Annotated in this window: 15 protein-coding genes and 1 pseudogene; 6 read left to right on the top strand and 10 right to left on the bottom strand. The window is 64.8% G+C overall.

Features of this window, described 5'->3' with window-relative positions:
* Positions 1-61: 61 nt before the first annotated feature.
* Positions 62-907, bottom strand: a complete 846-nt coding sequence (locus FNJ47_RS33440; protein ID WP_430649436.1) for an MFS transporter — start codon at positions 905-907, stop codon at positions 62-64.
* Positions 908-1,000: 93 nt separating this feature from the next.
* Between FNJ47_RS33440 and FNJ47_RS33435 the strand changes: the two genes are divergently transcribed.
* Positions 1,001-1,903 (top strand): LysR family transcriptional regulator, encoded by a 903-nt coding sequence (locus tag FNJ47_RS33435; protein WP_163160187.1) that lies wholly within the window; start codon positions 1,001-1,003, stop codon positions 1,901-1,903.
* Here FNJ47_RS33435 and FNJ47_RS33430 read toward each other — a convergent pair.
* The 3 genes from FNJ47_RS33430 to FNJ47_RS33420 form a co-directional block, all read right to left on the bottom strand.
* Entirely contained in the window at positions 1,900-2,979 is a 1,080-nt protein-coding gene (locus FNJ47_RS33430) for a D-TA family PLP-dependent enzyme (RefSeq protein ID WP_163160186.1), read from the bottom strand. The genes FNJ47_RS33435 and FNJ47_RS33430 overlap by 4 nt on opposite strands.
* A 123-nt stretch (positions 2,980-3,102) precedes the next feature.
* The gene (locus tag FNJ47_RS33425; RefSeq protein ID WP_163160185.1) at positions 3,103-4,920 is read right to left on the bottom strand and encodes an ABC-F family ATP-binding cassette domain-containing protein; all 1,818 of its coding nucleotides are present in this window, start codon (positions 4,918-4,920) and stop codon (positions 3,103-3,105) included.
* Positions 4,921-4,924: 4 nt separating this feature from the next.
* A complete protein-coding gene (locus tag FNJ47_RS33420; protein ID WP_163160184.1) occupies positions 4,925-5,422 on the bottom strand; it encodes a YaiI/YqxD family protein in 498 nt (165 codons plus the stop codon).
* 135 nt (positions 5,423-5,557) lie between these two features.
* Between FNJ47_RS33420 and FNJ47_RS33415 the strand changes: the two genes are divergently transcribed.
* Positions 5,558-6,358 carry a hotdog family protein gene (locus tag FNJ47_RS33415; RefSeq protein WP_163160183.1) on the top strand — a complete coding sequence of 267 codons (801 nt, stop codon included), beginning with the start codon at positions 5,558-5,560 and terminating at the stop codon, positions 6,356-6,358.
* A gap of 157 nt (positions 6,359-6,515) precedes the next feature.
* On the opposite strand, the gene FNJ47_RS33410 is transcribed toward FNJ47_RS33415, so the two are convergent.
* Complete coding sequence (locus FNJ47_RS33410) at positions 6,516-8,888, bottom strand: xanthine dehydrogenase family protein molybdopterin-binding subunit (RefSeq protein ID WP_163160182.1); 2,373 nt, start codon at positions 8,886-8,888, stop codon at positions 6,516-6,518.
* A gap of 218 nt (positions 8,889-9,106) precedes the next feature.
* Between FNJ47_RS33410 and FNJ47_RS33405 the strand changes: the two genes are divergently transcribed.
* Positions 9,107-10,150, top strand: coding sequence for a Ppx/GppA phosphatase family protein (locus FNJ47_RS33405; protein WP_175068452.1), 1,044 nt, complete (start codon positions 9,107-9,109; stop codon positions 10,148-10,150).
* Between the two features lie 171 nt (positions 10,151-10,321).
* The gene (locus tag FNJ47_RS33400; protein ID WP_163160180.1) at positions 10,322-11,011 is read left to right on the top strand and encodes an RlmE family RNA methyltransferase; all 690 of its coding nucleotides are present in this window, start codon (positions 10,322-10,324) and stop codon (positions 11,009-11,011) included.
* Positions 11,012-11,863: 852 nt separating this feature from the next.
* Here the strand turns inward: FNJ47_RS33400 and FNJ47_RS33395 are convergent.
* Positions 11,864-13,351, bottom strand: coding sequence for a DHA2 family efflux MFS transporter permease subunit (locus tag FNJ47_RS33395; RefSeq protein WP_163160179.1), 1,488 nt, complete (start codon positions 13,349-13,351; stop codon positions 11,864-11,866).
* A gap of 141 nt (positions 13,352-13,492) precedes the next feature.
* Here FNJ47_RS33395 and FNJ47_RS33390 point away from each other — a divergent pair, with 141 nt between their 5' ends.
* Positions 13,493-13,744, top strand: coding sequence for a hypothetical protein (locus tag FNJ47_RS33390; RefSeq protein ID WP_163160178.1), 252 nt, complete (start codon positions 13,493-13,495; stop codon positions 13,742-13,744).
* Positions 13,745-13,925: 181 nt separating this feature from the next.
* A complete protein-coding gene (gene guaB / locus FNJ47_RS33385) occupies positions 13,926-15,416 on the top strand; it encodes an IMP dehydrogenase (RefSeq protein WP_163160177.1) in 1,491 nt (496 codons plus the stop codon).
* A 231-nt stretch (positions 15,417-15,647) separates the two neighbouring features.
* On the opposite strand, the gene FNJ47_RS33380 is transcribed toward guaB, so the two are convergent.
* The 4 genes and pseudogenes from FNJ47_RS33380 to FNJ47_RS33365 all read right to left on the bottom strand — a co-directional run.
* Positions 15,648-16,490: an ABC transporter ATP-binding protein gene (locus tag FNJ47_RS33380; protein ID WP_163160176.1), complete on the bottom strand. Its 843-nt coding sequence runs from the start codon at positions 16,488-16,490 to the stop codon at positions 15,648-15,650.
* Positions 16,491-16,564: 74 nt separating this feature from the next.
* Complete coding sequence (locus FNJ47_RS33375) at positions 16,565-17,863, bottom strand: ABC transporter substrate-binding protein (protein ID WP_236000242.1); 1,299 nt, start codon at positions 17,861-17,863, stop codon at positions 16,565-16,567.
* A gap of 134 nt (positions 17,864-17,997) precedes the next feature.
* A complete protein-coding gene (locus tag FNJ47_RS33370) occupies positions 17,998-19,125 on the bottom strand; it encodes an ABC transporter permease subunit (RefSeq protein WP_163160174.1) in 1,128 nt (375 codons plus the stop codon).
* A 15-nt stretch (positions 19,126-19,140) separates the two neighbouring features.
* Positions 19,141-19,331: pseudogene (locus FNJ47_RS33365) on the bottom strand (branched-chain amino acid ABC transporter permease); the annotation flags it as partial.

Below are 19,331 nucleotides of genomic sequence, written 5' to 3'. Positions count from 1 at the left end.
GTTCGGCATACTCGGCCTGATCACCGACCTCGCGACGAGGACCGGTTCGGAATGAGCCGGGTTACAAGGCGCGTTGCGTGAGCCAGCTCAACGCGCCCTTCCCGGCGGCGACGCCGATCAGTGCAAACAGCGCGATCCCCTTGGCGTCGAGCTTGAACGGCGCATCCGGCAGGCGCAGCGCTACGGCGGCCCAGAACGCGGTGAATGACGCCATCACCAGTGCCGCGGTCCAGGAGCGAACGCGCAGCACCGGTTCCTCGCGCAGCAGCTTCGGAAACGAGCGCAGCAGTGCGCCGTAGCTGACTTTTGCTGCCGGCTGCAGCGTCGGCAAAGTTCGCGCCAACGCGCCGGCGAGCACCGTCATCAGGATGGCCGAGGTGATGTAGTAGCCGCGCCAGTTCCAGCTGTCCGCGACCAGACTTGCCATCGGCCGTGACAGCAGGATGCCGATCATCAGGCCGCTCATGACATCACCGATCGCCTGTCCTCGGCGCTCCGGCGGAACCATCGACGCCACCAGCGGCACCACCATCTGGATCGCAGCACAGGATGCGCCGAGGACAAAGGTGGCGGCGAGCAGCATCAACGGCGTCGGCGCCATCGCGGTGCCGATCGCGGCGACGATGGCGCAGGCCAGCGTCCGCAGGATCAGCCGCTTGTTCTCGACGAGATCGACCAGCGGCACCAGCAGCAACAGGCCGAGCGCGTAGCCGAGCAGGGTCAATGTCGAGATCAGGCCGGCCTGCAACGCGGTCATGCCGAGCGAGCGGCCCATCAGGCCGACCAGGATTTGCGGGGCGAACAGGTTGGTGACGACGGTGCCGGTGGTGATGGCGCCGATCCAGATCAGCGGACGCACCGGGACGGCGCGCGCAGGGGAGAGTTTGGTGGCTTCGGAAATGGTCATAGGACCTCGCGAGGAAGTGGCGAGGCCCCCTTTAGGGGATCGGCCTAATATGCTACAATTCAAATAAGATGATGAAGAATATGCGAGATTATTATGAACACCCATGACCTCGTGGCGTTCGTTGCCGTGGTGGAGACCGGATCGATCGTCGCGGCGTCGGCGCGGCTGAACCTGACCCAGCCCGGCGTGACGCGGCGGATCCAGAATCTCGAGGAGATGCTAGGCGCGCAGCTGCTCGACCGGCTGTCGAAACCGCTGAGGCCGACGGCCGCGGGGATCGAGGCCTATGAGCAGGGCCGCCGGTTGCTGCGCATGCTCGACGACCTCAAGTCGGGCGTCGCCAATGACGGCGTGGTGCGCGGCGAGTTCAGGCTCGGCCTGACGCCGTTTTTGTCGGAGGCGGGGCTCACCGGACCGCTGGATGCGGTGCGCGGCGAATTTCCCGCGCTGGCGGTACGTGTCGTCTCGGGCTGGTCGCCCAACCACATGGAGCGGGTCGGCCGCAACGAGCTCGATGCCGCGGCGATCTGCCTGCCCGACGGCACCGCGCCGCCCGACGATCTTGCCGCCTCCGATCTCGGAGCGCAGCCGGTGGTGTTCGTCGTGGCGCGCGACATGAAGACGCCGAAATCAGTCGATCTCGAATGGCTGTCGCGGACTGGTTGGGTGATCAACCAGGATGGCTGCGGTTTCCGTCAGACGCTGAAGCGCCATTTCGACGCCGCGCATCTGCCGTTCAACATCGCGGTCGAGGCGCTGGACAGCGAGCTGCGGCTGTCGCTGGTGGCGCGTGGCCTCGGCATCGGCCTCGTCACGCCGATTGCGCTGAAGCGCAGCGCGTTCAAGGGCCGGCTCAAGATCGTGAAGATCGCGGATTTCAATCCCGCGGTCCGGGCCTGGATCGTCCACCGCCCGCCCGCCGGCCGCCTGGCGCGGCCGATCGAGGTGTTTCGCTCGGCGCTGGATCGAGAACTGCAGGCTCTGATTCGCGGTTAGCGCAGCTTGCCGCGCGCCGTCACCGGCAACGCGCCGATGATCTCGTCGCCGCGCACCATCACGACCTCGTCCATCATGTTGACGACGACGCAGACGTGATTGGGCACGATCCGCACGACGTCGCCCACATTGGGCCGGGTGTTGCTGCGGGAGAGATCGAGGAAGCCGTGCTCCTCGGCGAAGCGCGCGATCCTGGCTTCGGGATGTTCGAGGATCAGGCCGTGGCCTTCGAGGCCGCCGGTATCAGAGGTCAGCGTCTTGGAGCCGGCATCGAGGATGCCGCGCTCGGGACCGGCGCGGCTGACGACGGTGGAATAGATATGCAGCGCGCAGTCGTCCCAACTGGCGACGCCGGCTGCGACCTGCATGCGGTCGTTATAGATATAGGTGCCGAAGCGGTGCTCGGTGCCGCCCTTCAGCCTGCCGAGGTTCTTCAGGTTCGGCGTGCCGCCGGTGGAGACGATGGCCGCATCGAGGCCGTGGGCGCGCACCCCAGCCAGCGCCTCGTCGTAGAACTTCTGCGCATCCGCCCAGCCGGTCTCGGTCGGGTACAGCATGAAGCCCGCGAAAGTCAGGCCCTTGGAAGCTGCGATCTCGCGCGCCAGCGCGATCGCCTCACGCGGGGTTTCGACGCCGGCGCGCTTGCGCCCCGTATCGCACTCGACCACGACCGAAAGCGGGCGGCCGGAAGCGGCAGCCGCCTTCGGCAGATCGCCGACCACGACCGAATTGTCGGCCGCGACGGTGACATTGGCCTTGCCTTGCAGCGCGCCGAGCCGCGCCATCTTCTCGTCGCCGAGCAGATTGTAGCTGATCAGGATGTTGTCGATGCCGCTATCCGCCATGATCTCGGCCTCGCCGAGCTTCTGGCAGGTGATGCCCTTGGCGCCGGCCTTGATCTGCAGCTGCGCCAGCATCGGATTCTTGTGCGTCTTGATGTGCGGCCGGTTGGCGACGCCGGCATCGTCGCAGGCTTTCTGGATGCGCGCGATGTTGCGCTCGACCCGGTCCATGTCGATCACGGCGCAGGGCGTGCCGTATTCCTTGGCGATCTTGGCGGCGAGGGGCGTGGTCATCGGGTCAACTCCGGTTGTTTCCGTCATTGCGAGCGGAGCGAAGCAATCCATCCATCCGCGCATGCGGTGCCGTGGATTGCTTCGTCGCTTCGCTCCTCGCAATGACGACCATTTCCATGCGAATTACGCCTGTTCGATCTCTTCGCGCAGCACCTCGAGCTCGAGCCAACGGTCCTCGGCGGCGGCAAGCTCTTCCTGCGCCTTGGCGATCGCGGCGGAAGCTGCGTCGAACTTCTTGCGATCCTTGCTGTAGAGGTCGGGATCGTCGAGCAGCTTCTGCTGCTTGGCGATTTCGGCGTGCAGTCTGTCGATTGTCTTCGGCAGGGTCTCGAGCGCGTGCTTCTCGTTGAAGTTCAGCCGTCGTTTTGGCGCGGCAGTGGGTGCCGCGGCAGCCTTGGCTTCCTTCTTCTCTTCAGTCGGGGCGTCCGCCTTCACCGTCTCGCGCTTCACGTCGGCGCCGCGCTGCGCCAGCATGTCGGAGTAGCCGCCGGCATATTCGATCCAGCGGCCCTGGCCTTCGGGCACGATCACGGATGTCACCACGCGGTCGAGGAAGTCGCGATCGTGGCTGATCAGGATCACCGTGCCCTCGTAATCGCCGAGCATGTCCTCGAGTACGTCGAGGGTTTCGAGATCGAGGTCGTTGGTCGGCTCGTCGAGGATCAACAGGTTCGACGGTTTTGCCAATGCGCGCGCCAGCATCAGGCGGCCGCGCTCGCCACCGGAGAGCGCCTCCAGCGGCGTGCCGCGCTGTTCCTGCGCGAACAGGAAGTCCTTCATGTAGCCGATGACGTGCTTCGACTTGTCGCCGACCATGACATGATCGCCGCGGCCGCCGGTGAGCGCCTCGGCCAAGGTCAGCTTCGGATCGAGGCTCTCGCGATGCTGGTCGAGCGTCGCCATCTCGATATTTGCGCCCAAACGCACCGAGCCGGAGTCGGGCGGATCGTTGCCGATCAACAGATGCACCAGCGTGGTCTTGCCGGCGCCGTTCGGGCCGACGATGCCGAGCCGGTCGCCGCGCTGGATCCGGGTCGAGAAGCCGTCGACGATCTTGCGCTCGCCAAAGGCTTTGTTGATGCTCTTGGCTTCGATCACCAGGCGGCCGGACTTCTCGGCCTCGGCGGCGGCGAGCGTGGCGTTGCCGGTGGCGCCGCGATAATCGCGGCGCTGGTCGCGCAGCGCGTGCAGATTGCCGAGCCGCTTGACGTTGCGCTTGCGGCGGCCGGAGACGCCGTACCGCAGCCAGTGCTCCTCGTTGACGATCTTGCGGTCGAGCTTGTGCTGCTCGCGCTCTTCCTCGGCCAGCACCTCGTCGCGCCATTCCTCGAACGCGCCGAAGCCGCGGTCGATCTGCCTGATCTGGCCACGGTCGAGCCAGGCGGTCGAGCGGGACAGATTGGTCAGGAAGCGGCGGTCGTGGCTGATCAGCACCAGCGCGCAGCGCCGGCTTTCCAATTCGCCTTCGAGCCATTCGATGGTCGGCAGATCGAGATGGTTGGTCGGCTCGTCCAGCAGCAGGATGTCGGGCGAGGGCGCCAACACACGCGCCAGTGCCGCGCGGCGCGCCTCGCCGCCGGAGACATGCGCGGGATCTTCCTCGCCGGTGAGGCCGAGCTGTTCGAGCAGATAGCGCGCCTGGTAGTGATCGTCGCCGGGGCCAAGGCCGGCCTCGACATAGGCCAGCGTCGTCTTGTGCTCGCCGAAGTCAGGCTCCTGCGGCAGATAGCGGATGGTGGCGCCGGGCTGCACGAAGCGGCTGCCGGCATCGGGCTCGACCAGCCCGGCCGCGATCCGCAGCAGCGTCGATTTGCCCGAGCCGTTGCGGCCGATCAGGCAGACGCGCTCGCCTGCGGAGACCGACAGCTCGACGCCGGTCAACAGCGGCGTGCCGCCGAACGTGAGGCTGATGTCCTTGAGCTGGATGAGGGGCGGGGCCATCGCGCTAACCCCCGTTCGCCGGCGCCTGCTCGGCGCGGCGGCGCTGGATGCGGCGGATGGTCTGGTCGAGCGCCGACAGGAAGGTCGAGCGGTCGCGCGGCGAGTAGGATTTCGGCCCGCCGGTAATCTCACCGGACGAGCGCAGGTCGGTCATCAGGTTGCGCACCGCGAGCGTCATGCCGATCGATTGCTCCGTGAACGGCTTGCCGTTCGGCGCGATCACGTCGGCGCCGGCCTTGACGCAGCGGCTCGCCAGCGGAATGTCCGCGGTGATCACGACGTCGCCCTCATGCGCGCGTTCCGCGATCCAGTCGTCGGCCGCATCCATACCGGAACCGGCGGCGATGCGCTCGATCAGTGGATCCTGCGGCACGCGGATGAAATTGCCCGCGACCACGCTGACGGGTACGCCGAGCCGGATCGCCACGCGATAGATTTCGTCCTTCACCGGGCAAGCGTCGGCGTCGACATAGATGCGGGTGGGAGCAGGGGTTTCGGTCATCGATTCCAGGGTTGGCAGGCGCGGCCTGCGTGTACTCCATCGGGCGGAAAATTGCGAGCAAAACGAGAGGCTTGCCACGAGGCTCGCTTCGACTACGATTGCCGGAGAAAAACAACCGAAATAAGGGGAAACCCCATGGATTCGAAGGCTACGCAGACCTATCGCGTCTCCGCCTACAACACCTCGAAACTGTCAGAGAACAAGATCCACGACGACACGGTGGCGCGGAAGTTCGGCTTTTCCGGCGGTCTGGTGCCCGGCGTCGACGTGATGGCCTACATGATGCATTTGCCGGTCGAGAAGTGGGGCCGTGATTTCCTCGAACGCGGCCTGATCGAGGCACGGTTCGTCAAGCCGGTCTATGACGGCGAGATCGCGGAATTGACCGGCCAGGAGACCGGCAATGGACTGATGATCGAGCTCCGCAGCCGCGGCGAGCTCTGCGCCACCGGCACGGCATCGCTGCCGGCTTCAGCGCCGACATTCGTGCTCGACGATTACAAGCAGGTCGCCGCCGTCGCCGAGCGCAAGCCGGTCAGCGCCTCATCCTATGAAGAGGGCAAATGGCTCGGCATCATCCCGCGCGACTGGTCCGGCGATGCCGCGAAGGACTATCTCGCCGATATCAGGGAGACCGACCCGATCTATCTGCGCGAAGGTCTCGGCCATCCCGGCCTGCTGCCGCGGGTCATGAACAAGGTGCTGGTCGACAATGCGATCCTCGGACCCTGGATCCATGTCGGCACAAGGATGCAGCTGCTGTCGGCGGGCAAGATCGGCGACGAGCTGACCGCGCGTGCCAAGGTGATCGGCAATTACGACAAGAAGGGCCATCGCTTCGTCGAGCTCGACGCGCTGGTGCTCGGCAATGGCGTGCCGCTCGCGCATTGCTGGCACATCGCGATCACCCAGCCGCGCGAGCAGGCGGCGGCGTAGCAGGAAGGGGCAAGGCCCCTCCGCACCAACGGTGTCATACCCCGCGCAGGCGGGGTATCCCGTACGCTCTCGGCTCAACAACTGCTGTCTCTGGAATACTGGACCACCCGCTTTCGCGGGTGGTGACAGCGGAGGATGGTGGTGAAGCGGCGCGCCCTTACGCCGCGTTCGCCTTGGCGTCCTGGATCGCGCGCCAGACGCGTTCCGGCGTCAGCGGCATGTTGATGTGCTTGATGCCGTACTCCGACAGCGCGTCGACCACGGCGTTGACGATGCAGACCAGGCTGCCGGCGCAGCCGGCTTCGCCGCAGCCCTTGGTGCCGAGCGGGTTGGACTTCGCCGGCGAGGGGTGATCGCCGACCTCCATCGACGGCACGTCGCCGGCGCGCGGCAGCGCATAGTCCATGAAGGAGCCGGTGATCGGCTGGCCGGAGGCGTCGTAGCTGACCTCCTCCATCAGCGCCTGGCCGATGCCCTGCGCGACGCCGCCATGCAGCTGACCGGCGACGATCATCGGATTGACCACGGTGCCGAAATCGTTGACCGCGGAGTAACGCACGATCCGCGTCACGCCGGTGTCGGGATCGATCTCGACCTCGGCGACGTGGCAGCCGTTCGGGAAGGTCGACGCGGTCTCCTTGGTGGCGTGATCGACGTCGAGCGTCTCGGGTGTGCCTTCCGGCATCTTGCCGGCGCGCATCCGCTCGGCGAGCTCCATGATGCCGATCGAGCGGTCGGTGCCGGCGATGGTGAAGCGGCCCTGGCCGAATTCGATGTCGGCCTCGGACGCCTCCAGCATGTGCGCGGCGGCCTTCTTGCCCTTCTCGACCACCAGCGCGGAGGCTTCGACGATCGCTTGCCCCGTCGCGGTGATCGAGCGCGAGCCGCCGGTGCCGTTGCCGAAGCGGACGAGATCGCTGTCGCCCTGTTCGAGCGTGATCTTCTCGAAGGGAACGCCGAGCTGCTCGGACAGCACCTGCGCGAACGGAGTGGCGTGGCCCTGGCCGTAATCGAGCGTGCCGGTGGTGAGCTTCACCGAGCCATCGGGCTCGAAGGTGATCTTGCCGAGCTCGCCGGACGGCGGCGCGGTGACCTCGAGATAGGAGCCGACCGCGATGCCGCGCAGCCTGCCGCTCTTCTTGCTCTCCTTCTTGCGCTTGGCGAAGTTCTCGTAGTCGGAGATCTCCAGCGCCTTCTGGAACACGCCCGCGAAATCGCCGCTGTCGTAGGTGACGCCGGAGGCGGCCGGGAACGGCAGCTGCGACGGCTTGATGAAGTTGCGCTTGCGCAGCGTGAAGCGGTTGATGCCCATCTCGTCGGCAGCGGCGTCGATCAGCCGCTCCATGTAGTAATTGGCCTCGGGCCGGCCGGCACCGCGATAGGCGCCCATCAGCGTGGTGTTGGTCACGACCGTCTTGATGTCGACGCCGAGCAGCGGCGTGCGATAGACGCTGGCGAGGTTCTTGCCGGTGTTGAGCGACAGCGGACCCGGCGCGACGCCGGTGATGTAGGCACCGAGATTGCCGTAGCCGGAGAGCCGCACCGCGAGGAACTTGCCGTCGGCGTCGAGCGCGAGCTCGGCGTGGATCAGCTGGGCGCGGCCCTGGCTGTCGGACAGGAAGCTGGTCGAGCGTTCGTCCAGCCACTTCACCGGCCGGCCGAGCGCGCGCGCCGCATGCGCGATGCAGGTGTATTCGGGATAGTTGAGGTTCTTCATCCCGAACGAGCCGCCGACATTGCCGGTGAGGATGCGGACCTTGTCGGCGGGCACATTGAGCAGACGCGCCAGGATCGCCTTGTTGCCGGAGACGCCCTGGGTCGGCACCTGCAACGTGAAGCGCTCGGTTGTCTTGTCGTAATGCGCGAGCGCGACGCGCGGCTCCATCGAGACCACCGCGACGCGGGTATTGACGATGTCGAGTTTCGTCACATGCGCGGCGCCGGCGAACGCTGCCTCGATCCTGGCGGTGTCGCCATAGTGGTAATCGAGCGCGACGTTGTTCGGGATGTTGTCATAGAGCTGCGGTGCGCCGGGCTTGGCAGCTTCTGCCGCGTCGGTCACGGCCGGCAGCGGCTCGATGTCGACCTCGACGGCCTCGGCCGCATCACGCGCCTGTGCCGCGGTCTCCGCGACCACGAAGGCAACGGGATCGCCGACGAAACGCACCTTGTCGGTCACCAGCGCAGGGCGGTTGGTCTGCAGCAGCGGCGAGCCGTCGCGGTTCTTCAGCGGCAGGCCGCAGGTGAAGGGGTTGTAGCCCGCGGCCGCGAGGTCGGCGCCGGTCCAGACGCCGAGCACGCCAGGCAACACCCTGGCGGCTTCGGTGTCGATCCCCTTGATGATTCCATGGGCATGGGAGGAGCGAACCATCCAGCAATAGGCTTGGCCGGGCAGGGAGAAATCGTCGGTGTATTTGCCCTTGCCGCGCACCAGGGTGTCGTCCTCCTTTCGTCGAACAGGCTGTCCGACACCGTATTTTTGCAGTGCGATAGCGTTTTCGAGGGAGGCGGGCGGCGTATGATCTTGCATCGAAAATGACCTGAAAAGCCTGGATTTGGTGGCGTTTGGGGGCGCTGAGGAGATAACGCACACCCCCCTTAACGACAACGCCCGATTGGGCATGGACCCAATGTGAACGGAGTTGCGCAGGGCTTTGACGCTGCTAAAGTTTCCGTGAACGACAATTATTCGGCGGGCCCAAGGATCCCCATGGATCGACCTTGGGCTGCTGCGGAAAGATAGTTTTGATGAACGACCATGTGCGGCTTTGCGACGGCCCTCCGGCCGGCGAAGCCCCGTCAGGGTTGGTTGCGGCAGCCGCGGAAAGCGGCGTCTACGCCGCGCTCGATCTTGGCACCAACAATTGCCGGCTCTTGATTGCCTGTCCCACTGGCGACGGGTTCCGCGTGGTCGATTCGTTTTCGCGGATCATCCGGCTCGGCGAGGGGATCGCTGCGACCGGCTCGATCAGCGAGGCGGCGATCGAGCGGGCGATTGCCGCGCTTGCCATTTGCAGCGACAAGATCCGCTATCGCAAGGCCCGCCGGCTGCGGCTGATCGCCACCGAGGCCTGCCGCGCCGCCGGCAACGCCGAGAGCTTCCGCGCGCGTGTCGCAGCCGAGACCGGCATCGAGCTCGAGGTGATCAATCGCGAGACCGAGGCGACGCTCGCTGTGATCGGCTGCTCGCCGCTGCTCGACCCGAAGGGGCGGGGCGCCATCCTGTTCGACATCGGCGGCGGCTCGACCGAGCTGGTGCGGATCGAGCGCGACCCCGACGCGCCCGATGCGCCGCCGCGCATCAAGGCGTGGATGTCGATCCCGCTCGGCGTCGTGACGCTGGCCGAGCATTTCGGCGGCAAGAACGTCACCAGGGATTTGTATGCGCAGATGATCGACGAGGTCGCACGGCATGTCGCGCCGTTCGCGGCCGAGCACGGCAAGGATCTGCGTGACATGCACATGCTCGGCACCTCGGGCACCGTCACCACGCTTGCCGGCGTCTTCCTCAATCTGTCGCGCTACGACCGCCGCCGCATCGACGGCATCTGGATGAACGATTGCGACGTGACCGCGACGATCCAGAAGCTGCTCGGCATGAGCTATGAGGCGCGCGTCAGCAACAACTGCATCAGCGTCGAGCGGGCCGATCTGGTGCTCGCCGGATGCGCGATCCTCGACGCGATCCGCAACGCGTTCCCAATGCCGCGGCTCCGCGTCGCCGATCGTGGCCTGCGCGAGGGCATGCTGGTCGAGATGATGCGCGAGGACGGCGCGCTGCGGGCGTGCTAGGGCATTAAGTCAAACCAGCGTTCGTTCCACCTCGCCCCGCTCTTGCAGGGAGAGGTCGGATTGCGCAGCAATCCGGGTGAGGGGCCCTTTCCACGCATTCGGTGTTTGGAAGCAGCCCCTCACCCCAACCCTCTCCCCGCAAGAGCGGGGCGAGGGAGAAGAGAAAATGAAATGGCGAAAGACACCACCGGGCGGCTGCACGTCACGGTCAAGAGCGGCGGCAAGCGCAAACTGTCGTCAAAACTCTGGCTCGAGCGCCAGCTTAACGATCCCTATGTCGCCAAGGCCAGGGCGATGGGCTACCGCTCGCGTGCGGCCTTCAAGCTGCTCGAGATCGACGACAAGTATCGCCTGCTCAAGCCGGGCATGACCGTGGTCGACCTCGGCGCTGCGCCCGGCGGTTGGAGCCAGATCGCGGCAAAACGCACCGGAGCCGCCGACGGCAAGGGCAAGGTGGTCGCGATCGATCTGCTTGAGATGGGCGAGATCCCCGGCGTCACCTTTGCGCAGCTCGACTTCCTCGACCATGACGCGCCGGAAAAGCTGATCGCGATGATGGGCGGCCGCGCCGATTTCGTGATGTCCGACATGGCCGCCAACACCACGGGCCATCGCAAGACCGATCAGCTCCGCATCATCGGCCTGGTCGAGACCGCCGCGCATTTTGCCGGCGAGGTGCTCAATCCCGGCGGGACGTTCCTGGCCAAGGTGTTTCAGAGCGGCGCCGACGCCGAGCTGGTGGCGCAGCTGAAGCGCGATTTCGCCACCGTCCGCCACGTCAAGCCGTCGGCCAGCCGGCAGGACTCGTCCGAGCGTTACGTGCTGGCGACGGGTTTCCGGGGACAGCTGAACGAGCGGTAGTGCAATCCCGGCGCAATTTGTCCCGTCACCCCCGCGCAAAGGCTTCGCCTTTGTCGCTGGAGGTGCGAGGCCTGCGGCGCAATTGCGCCGCTGGGCGAGCCTCGAAGGGTGCGCGGCCCGGCTGGTGCCCGTCGATCCTTCGAGGGCCGCTGAAGAAGCGGCCACCTCAGGATGACGGTGATGGATCGAGCGCGTAGATTCCATCCACGTCATTGCGGCTATGACGGAAGGTGTGTGCGTCGTCCCAGCCGCTGATCGCGCGGGTTCTGCGTGTCCTCGGTCGCAACCTTGACGGCGGCGGTGGAGCGGCGGCACGGCTGGAAAGCTCGACCGCTGACGTCAGAAGGGCGCGCGGTCGGGCGCCATCCTGATCAGAACGGTGGCTGAACGACCCTTCAGCGCGATCGGTTGGAACCTCGGCGCATGGCAGGAGTCGACTCCGTGCTCCCGGCCAATGCCCCCCAAGCCCACCGGGAGAAAACCCCCACTGGGTTGGCGGCCTTGGTGCAGCGTCGGGTTTCGCGCACTGGGGCCGTTTCTTGCAGGGCTGGAAAATCTGATATCACAGGCGCATATCTTGGATATGGCGACCATTGTTCAATGCAATTGCGGCGCCGAGTACAGACGCACTGAAGAGAAGTTCTTGGTGCCGCATACGGGTGATGCGATCTGCACGGTCTGCGGAGCTGCGCTGGAATCGTGGCTGGAAGCGACCCACGTTCCCACATACGAACTTATTGAACGTCCGGATCGAAGACAGCCAGACGGAACGACCGGCCACCCCTAAGGGCTTGGCTGTGACCGGACGGCGGCTTGCAGTGTCCGTGCCTCGGGAACGGCTCGTTCGATCGACTATCCGAGCCGCTGATCCCGCGCGTTCTGGGTGTCCTCGGTCGCGACCTTGACGGCTTCAGCGGCGGCGCGCTTCTCGGCGCCCTTGCGGCTGGAGATGTCGATTGCCTTGCGGCCGGCGATTTCGTTGCCGGCATCGGCCGGCATCTGCCAGAAGAACCAGGCCGACGCCGCCGAGATCAGGGAGACCACGATGAAGGCCGGCGCGAACACGTCGGCGGAGAGTTCGGTCTGGTGATGCAGCGCCAGCGTGGTTTCGACGGAGAAGGCACCGACCGCGACGCCCGCCGACACCGCGAGCTGCTGGTTGACGCTGACGAGGGTGGTGGCGCGGCTCATCTGCGGCGGCTCGACCTCGGCATAGGCTACGGTGTTGATCGCGGTGAATTGCAGCGAGCGGAAGAAGCCGCCGACCACCAGGATGGTGAAGATCAGCATCAGCGGCGTCGAGATCGTGAACAGCGCGCAGGCGGCGAGGAAGGCCGAGCTGACGACCGCATTCACCGTCATCATGTTGCGGAAGCCGAAGGCCTTGATGATGCGCGCCGCCAGCGTCTTCATGCCCATCGCGCCGACCGCGGATGCAAACGTCACGAGGCCGGACTGGAACGGCGACAGGCCGAAGCCGACCTGCATCAGCAACGGCAGCAGAAACGGCAGCGCGCCGATACCGAGCCGGAACATGAAGCCGCCGACGATCGACGCCCGCATGGTCGGCAGCCGCAGCAGGCCGAAATCGAGTACCGGCGAACCGGTGCGCCGCGCGTGGATGACATAGAGCGTCATCGACACCGTGCCGACCCCGACCAATCCGGCGACGATCGGCCACGGCAACAGATTGAGGCCAGCGACCGACAGCCCGAATGCGATGCCGGCGAGCCCGATGCCGGCCAGCACCAGCCCCAGCAGATCGAAACGCTCGGGGGCCTCGCTCTTGATCGGGTCGATGTATTTCAGCGCCAGGAAGATGCCGAGCAACCCGATCGGAATGTTGATCAGGAAGATCCAGTGCCAGGAGAAATAGGTGGTGATGAAGCCGCCGAGCGGCGGCCCGATCACCGGACCTATCAGTGCCGGGAGCGTCACCCAGGCCATCGCGTTGACCAGCGCGCTCTTGTCGACCGAGCGCAACAGCACCAGCCGCCCGACCGGGGTCATCATCGCCCCGCCGAGGCCCTGCAGGATGCGGGCGAACACGAAATCGGTCACCGATCCCGACAGCGCGCAGCCGATCGAGCCCAGCATGAACACGGCGACCGCGCCGGCAAACACGATGCGGGCGCCGAAGCGGTCCGCGGTCCAGCCGCTCGCCGGGATGAACACCGCGAGCGACAGCAGATAGGACGTGATCGCAAGCTTCAGCGTCAGCGGGCTGGTGCCGATATCGGCGGCGATCGCCGGCAGCGAGGTCGCAATGACCGTCGAGTCCATGTTTTCCATGAACAGGGCGGTGGCGACGATGAGCGGGATCAGGCGTTGTTTGTTCATCAAAATGAGACGGCTGTGCTGAAAAAGGCGGGCGAGGGGGCCATATCATCCTGCCTCCGGCCACGCTATTGCGGAACCGGCCAAACGCCCTAAATCCTGCGTGACGCTGGTATGCATCCGCCCGCGTTGGAGGTGTTCGCCGTGATCTACGTCCTTGCCGCTCTTTTGCCGCCGATCGGGCTGCTCCTGAACGGACAGCCGTTTTCGGCCATCTTCAATCTGGTCCTGATCGTGTTTTGCGCGATTTTCGGGCTGTTTTTCCACGTGTTGCTGCTGGTGCCGTCGGCCCATGCGGTGATTGCGGTCCACATGAGGCGGGAGGACCGGCGCCACCGCGAGATGGTCGAGGCGATCCGCCGGCACGGGCCGCCGCCCGGTTACAGGGTCCCCTGAAACAGGCCCCTAAAAAGCCTGTGCATGGCTGGCAAACACTTTGATTCGTCATGCCGCCATGCTATCGACCAGCGTCAACCCCACCGATGGGCGCCGATTCGACGGTGACGCAGCAAGCGTCGCCGCAGGCGACGTTCATCCGTAAGACCATCGCGGCTGGACCGCAGATAAGGAGTTGGCAATGGCCACGGGATTTCCGGCTATCCGCGAAGCCTTCACGTTCGACGATGTGCTTCTGAAGCCCGGTTTGTCCGACGTCCTTCCCTCGGAAGTCGATATTCGCTCGCGCGTCACCCGCGCAATCTCGCTCAACATCCCGATCATGGCGTCCGCGATGGACACCGTCACCGAGGCGCGCATGGCGATCGCGATGGCGCAGGCCGGCGGCCTCGGCGTCATCCATCGCAACTTCGATCCGGACGGCCAGGCCGCGCAGGTGCGCCAGGTGAAGAAGTTCGAATCCGGCATGGTGGTCAATCCGCTGACCATCGGCCCCGACGCCACGCTGGCCGATGCGCTGACCCTGATGAAGGAAAACGGCATCTCCGGCATTCCGGTCGTCACAGGTAGCGCCAAGAACGTGCCGGGCAAGCTGGTCGGCATCCTCACCAACCGCGACGTGCGCTTTGCCAGCGACCCCAGGCAGAAGGTCTCGGAGCTGATGACGCACGAGAACCTCGTCACGGTGCGCGAGGGCGTCGGCCAGGACGAGGCGAAGCGGATGCTGCACCAGCATCGCATCGAGAAGCTCTTGGTCGTCGATGACCAGTATCGCTGCGTCGGCCTGATCACCGTCAAGGACATCGAAAAGGCGGTCGCCCATCCGCTCGCCTGCAAGGACGCGCAGGGCCGGCTGCGCGTCGCCGCCGCCACCACGGTCGGCGAGACCGGCTATGAGCGCACCGAGCGGCTGATCGATGCCGGTGTCGACGTCGTCGTGGTCGACACCGCGCATGGCCACTCCAGGCATGTGCTCAATGCCGTCAACCGTATCAAGCGGCTCTCCAACGCTGTGCAGGTCGTGGCGGGTAACGTCGCGACCGAGGGCGGCGCGCAGGCGCTGATCGATGCGGGCGCGGACTGCATCAAGGTCGGCATCGGCCCAGGCTCGATCTGCACCACGCGCATCGTCGCCGGCGTCGGCGTGCCGCAGCTCACCGCGATCATGGACGCGGTGGCGGCGGCGAAGAAGGCCGACGTGCCCGTGATCGCCGACGGCGGCATCAAATATTCCGGCGACCTCGCCAAGGCGCTCGCTGCCGGTGCCGACATCGCGATGGTCGGCTCGCTGCTCGCAGGCACCGACGAGACGCCCGGCGAAGTGTTCCTGTGGCAAGGCCGCTCCTACAAGGCCTATCGCGGCATGGGCTCGGTCGGCGCGATGGCGCGCGGCTCGGCCGACCGCTACTTCCAGCAGGACATCAAGGACACGCTGAAACTCGTCCCTGAAGGCATCGAGGGCCAAGTGCCCTACAAAGGCCCGGTCGGCAACGTGATGCACCAACTCGCCGGCGGCTTGCGCGCGGCGATGGGCTATGTCGGCGCGAAGGACATCAGGGATTTCCACGACAAGGCCGAGTTCGTCCGCATCACCGGCGCCGGCCTGCGCGAGAGCCACGTCCACGACGTGACCATCACGCGCGAATCCCCGAACTATCCGGGCGGGGTGTAAGCACCCGCTCGTCATTCCGGGGCGATGCGTCAGCATCGAACTACGGCACGCACTTCCGCGCCTGGGAATCTCGAGATTCCGGGGGGGGGGGAGGCCGTCGGTCGGCGGCCCGTGCAAATGCCGTCATCCGCTAAAGCATGATCCGGAAAAGTACGAAGCGGTTTTCCGGAAAGATCATGCTCAAACAAAGAGCTAAAGCGCGATGACGATTCAACCTGATCTCATCGCGCTTTAGGCAAGCCAGCGCTTGCGTCGCTTGTAGTGCTTCACGTCGCGGTATGATTTTCGCTTCTCTCCGGCGACGCCAAGATAGAACTCCTTGACGTCCTCGTTAGCGGCGAGCGCGTGCGCTTCGCCGTCCATCACCACGCGGCCATTTTCGAGGATGTAGCCGTGGCTTGCATATCTGAGCGCCATATTGGTGTTCTGCTCGGCGAGAAGAAACGACACGCCTTCCTTGGCGTTGAGATCCTTCACGATCTCGAAGATCTCTTCGACGATCTGCGGCGCGAGGCCCATCGATGGTTCGTCGAGCAGGATCATCTTCGGGCGTGACATCAGCGCGCGGCCAATCACGCACATCTGCTGCTCGCCGCCCGACGTATAGCCGGCGGTGGAATTGCGTCGCTCTTTGAGGCGGGGGAAATAAGCGTAGACGCGCTCAAGGTCCTGCGCGATCGCGTGCTTGCCGTCTGTCCGCGTAAAGGCGCCGGTCAGGATGTTCTCCTCGACCGTCAGATGAGGGAAGGCACGCCGGCCCTCCATCACCTGGATGCAGCCGCGTCGCACCACGTCGTTTGGCGACAGCGACTTCACCTCGACGCCGTTGAACAGGATCGAGCCCTTGGTGACCTCGCCGCGCTCTGCGTGCAGCAGATTGGAGACCGCCTTCAGCGTCGTCGTCTTGCCGGCGCCGTTGGCGCCGAGAAGCGCAACAATGCCGCCTCGCGGGACCTCCAGCGAGACGCCCTTCAACACGAGAATGACGTGATCGTAGACAACCTCGATATTGTTGACCGATAAGATCAGAGCTGCTGCTTCCGTCGCAGCGGTGACGACCTTGGCGATTGACATGCGCAGACCTCCAAACCGAGCAGGGGCTGGGATCCGGGAGCAGGCAAACCTGTCTCCCGGATCACTCGCACGGGTCAGGTTTCTTTCGCGCAGTCGCGCGGCTTGATCTTCTTCTCCGCCGCATACTTCGCGGACACATCGGCGACGAGCGGTTCGATGAGCGATTCGTCAGCCGTGTACCAGTCGGAGATTACTTTCCAACCCTTGCCAACCCATTGCTGGACACGCCCGTAGCGCGCGCCCTCATGGTCGGAGCAGGAAATGCTGACCGGCTTCAACATCCCCTCGAATCCGAGTTCCTTGATACGATCAGCGGTGAGGACGAGGTTCTCAAGCCCCCAACGGACCTGCTCGCCCGTCAGCGGCTTCTTGCCAAACTTTTCCTGTGCCTTGCGGATTGCCTCCACGCCGAGCATCGCATTCGTCATGCCGCGGTTGTAGAGAATTTCGCCAATTTTGCCAGGTTCTGTCGAACCTTTACCCTTGGCGTAGAGATATTTCTCTATGTCGGCATGTACGAGAAACTTGCCGGCGCCATGCTGAAGCATCAGCGACTTGTAGCCGGCGGCCTGATCACCTGCCGGCGTCACATCCGGCTCTGCACCTGACCACCAGACGCCGATCATCTTGTCGCGCGGATAGGCGACGGCGGCCGCTTCCTTGATTGCCGTGCTGTTCATGACGCCCCAGCCCCAGACCAGCACATAGTCCGGCCGGTTCTGGCGGATCGCCAGCCATTGCGACTTCTGCTCGACGCCGGGATGCGTGACCGGGATCGGCGTGAAGTCGAAGCCGTACTTCTGCGCCAGCACTTGCAGCATCGGAATCGGCTCTTTGCCGTAGGGGCTGTCATGGTAAAGCAGTGAAATCTTCCTGCCTTTCAGCTTGTCGAAGCCGCCGAGTTCCTTGGCGACGTACTGGATCGCGATATCGGCCGCGGACCAGTAGGTGCCGAGCAATGGAAAATTGTAGGCGAACACCGCGCCGTTCTTGGAATCAGCACGGCCGTACCCCATCGTGATGATCGGGATCTTGTCGGTCGCGGTCTTTTCGGTGAGCGCGAACGTGATGCCGGTCGACAGCGGGTTGATGAACGCCGCGCCGGTTGGACCCTTGCTCTTCAGACGCTCGTAGCACTCCACGCCCTTATCGGTCGCGTAGCCCGTCTCGCATTCCTCGGTCAGAATCTTGACGCCGTTGATGCCGCCGTCGCGTTCATTGATCAGGCTGTAATAGTCCACGACGCCGTTTGCGTAGGGCGCGCCGTTCACGGCGTATGGTCCGGTCCGGTACGATAAAATCGGGATGAACTGCTCGGTTTGCGCTGCGGCCGGTGCGCTCAACGCCGCGCCGGCCAGGGCGGCCGCCAGCATCAATACATTGCGTGCAATACTTGCCATATTGATATCCTCCTCGTTTCAAGTCCTTCTTTTCCGTCCGCGGTGCTTCCTTCCTCTCCGTTGTCAGCGGCCGCCATCCGCGCTGCGATCGTGACGCGATCGCTCCTTCAATAGGGAAACGGCCAAAGTCTGAGCTTCTCCTTGCCGATCGATATCAGCCTGGCGAAGCCATGGGGTTCCTTGATGAGCAGATAACAGATCAAGGATCCGAAGATGATGAACTGGAGGTGAGTGATCGTTTGCGTCGACAGTGGCAGGCCGAGTTCGGTCGGAATCACATTCAGCATGATCGGCATGATGAGGATGAAAGCCGCCCCGATGAACGAACCCATGATCGATCCGAGCCCTCCGATGATGACCATGAACAGAAGCTCAAGCGAGCGGTCGATCGAGAACGCAAGCGGTTCCCATGAACCGAGGTAGACGAACGCCCAGAGCGCACCCGCCACCCCGATGATGAACGAAGATACCGCGAAGGCCGTGAGCTTGGCATAGAGCGGCCGGATTCCGATCAGTTCGGCGGCGATATCCATGTCGCGGATCGCCATCCACTGCCGGCCGAGATTACCGCGAACGAGATTCTTCGCCAGCACCGCCATCACGCTCACGAAGAGCAGGCACAGCAGGTAGCGCTCGACCGGCGTGCGAACGATCATGCCGAAGAAATCCAATTCCGGCGCATTCACCGATCCCGATGGGGCGTAGTTGGTGAACCACGGGAGCCGCAGGAACGCCCAATCGAAGAAGAACTGCGCGGCGAGCGTTGCGACCGCCAGGTAGAGACCCTTGATCCGCAGACTGGGAATGCCGAACAGGATTCCGGCACAGGCCGCCATCAACCCGCCCAGCAGGATGGATGCCAGCACGGGCAACGGTGGGATCGCGATCGCGAAACCAAGCCAGGCAAGCGGGATATGAACGCCGGTCGCCAGCTTGTAGGCGGAATAGGCGCCGATCGCCATGAACGCGCCGCTGCCGAGCGAGATCTGGCCGCAATAGCCGACGAGAATGTTTGTCCCGACGGCCGCGAGCGCCAGGATGAGGAAGGGCAGCAGGATGGCCCACAACAGATAGTCGGTGCGGAACGGCCAGATACGGAAACTGGCCAACAGCGGCACGCCAATGAAGGCAAGCCCGAGCAGGACAGCGAGGGCAATACGATCCTGACGGATCGGGAAGATCGCCATGTCCTCCGCGTAGTTCGTCTTGAACTGGCCGGCTTCGCGATAAAGCACAACGATCTCCTTGGCTCAGATACGTTCGATGATGCGCTCGCCGAACAGACCCTGTGGCCGCAACAGCAGCACCGCCAACGCCAGCACGTAGGCAAACCAATATTCGATGCCGCCGCCGATCGATGGCCCGAGATAGACCTCTGCGAGCTTCTCACCCGCACCGACAATGAGCCCGCCGACGATGGCTCCGGGAATGGAGGTAAGGC

This window comes from Bradyrhizobium uaiense, from assembly GCF_010811875.1.
Taxonomy (GTDB): domain Bacteria; phylum Pseudomonadota; class Alphaproteobacteria; order Rhizobiales; family Xanthobacteraceae; genus Bradyrhizobium; species Bradyrhizobium uaiense.
This window is presented reverse-complemented; position numbering and strand designations above follow the sequence as displayed.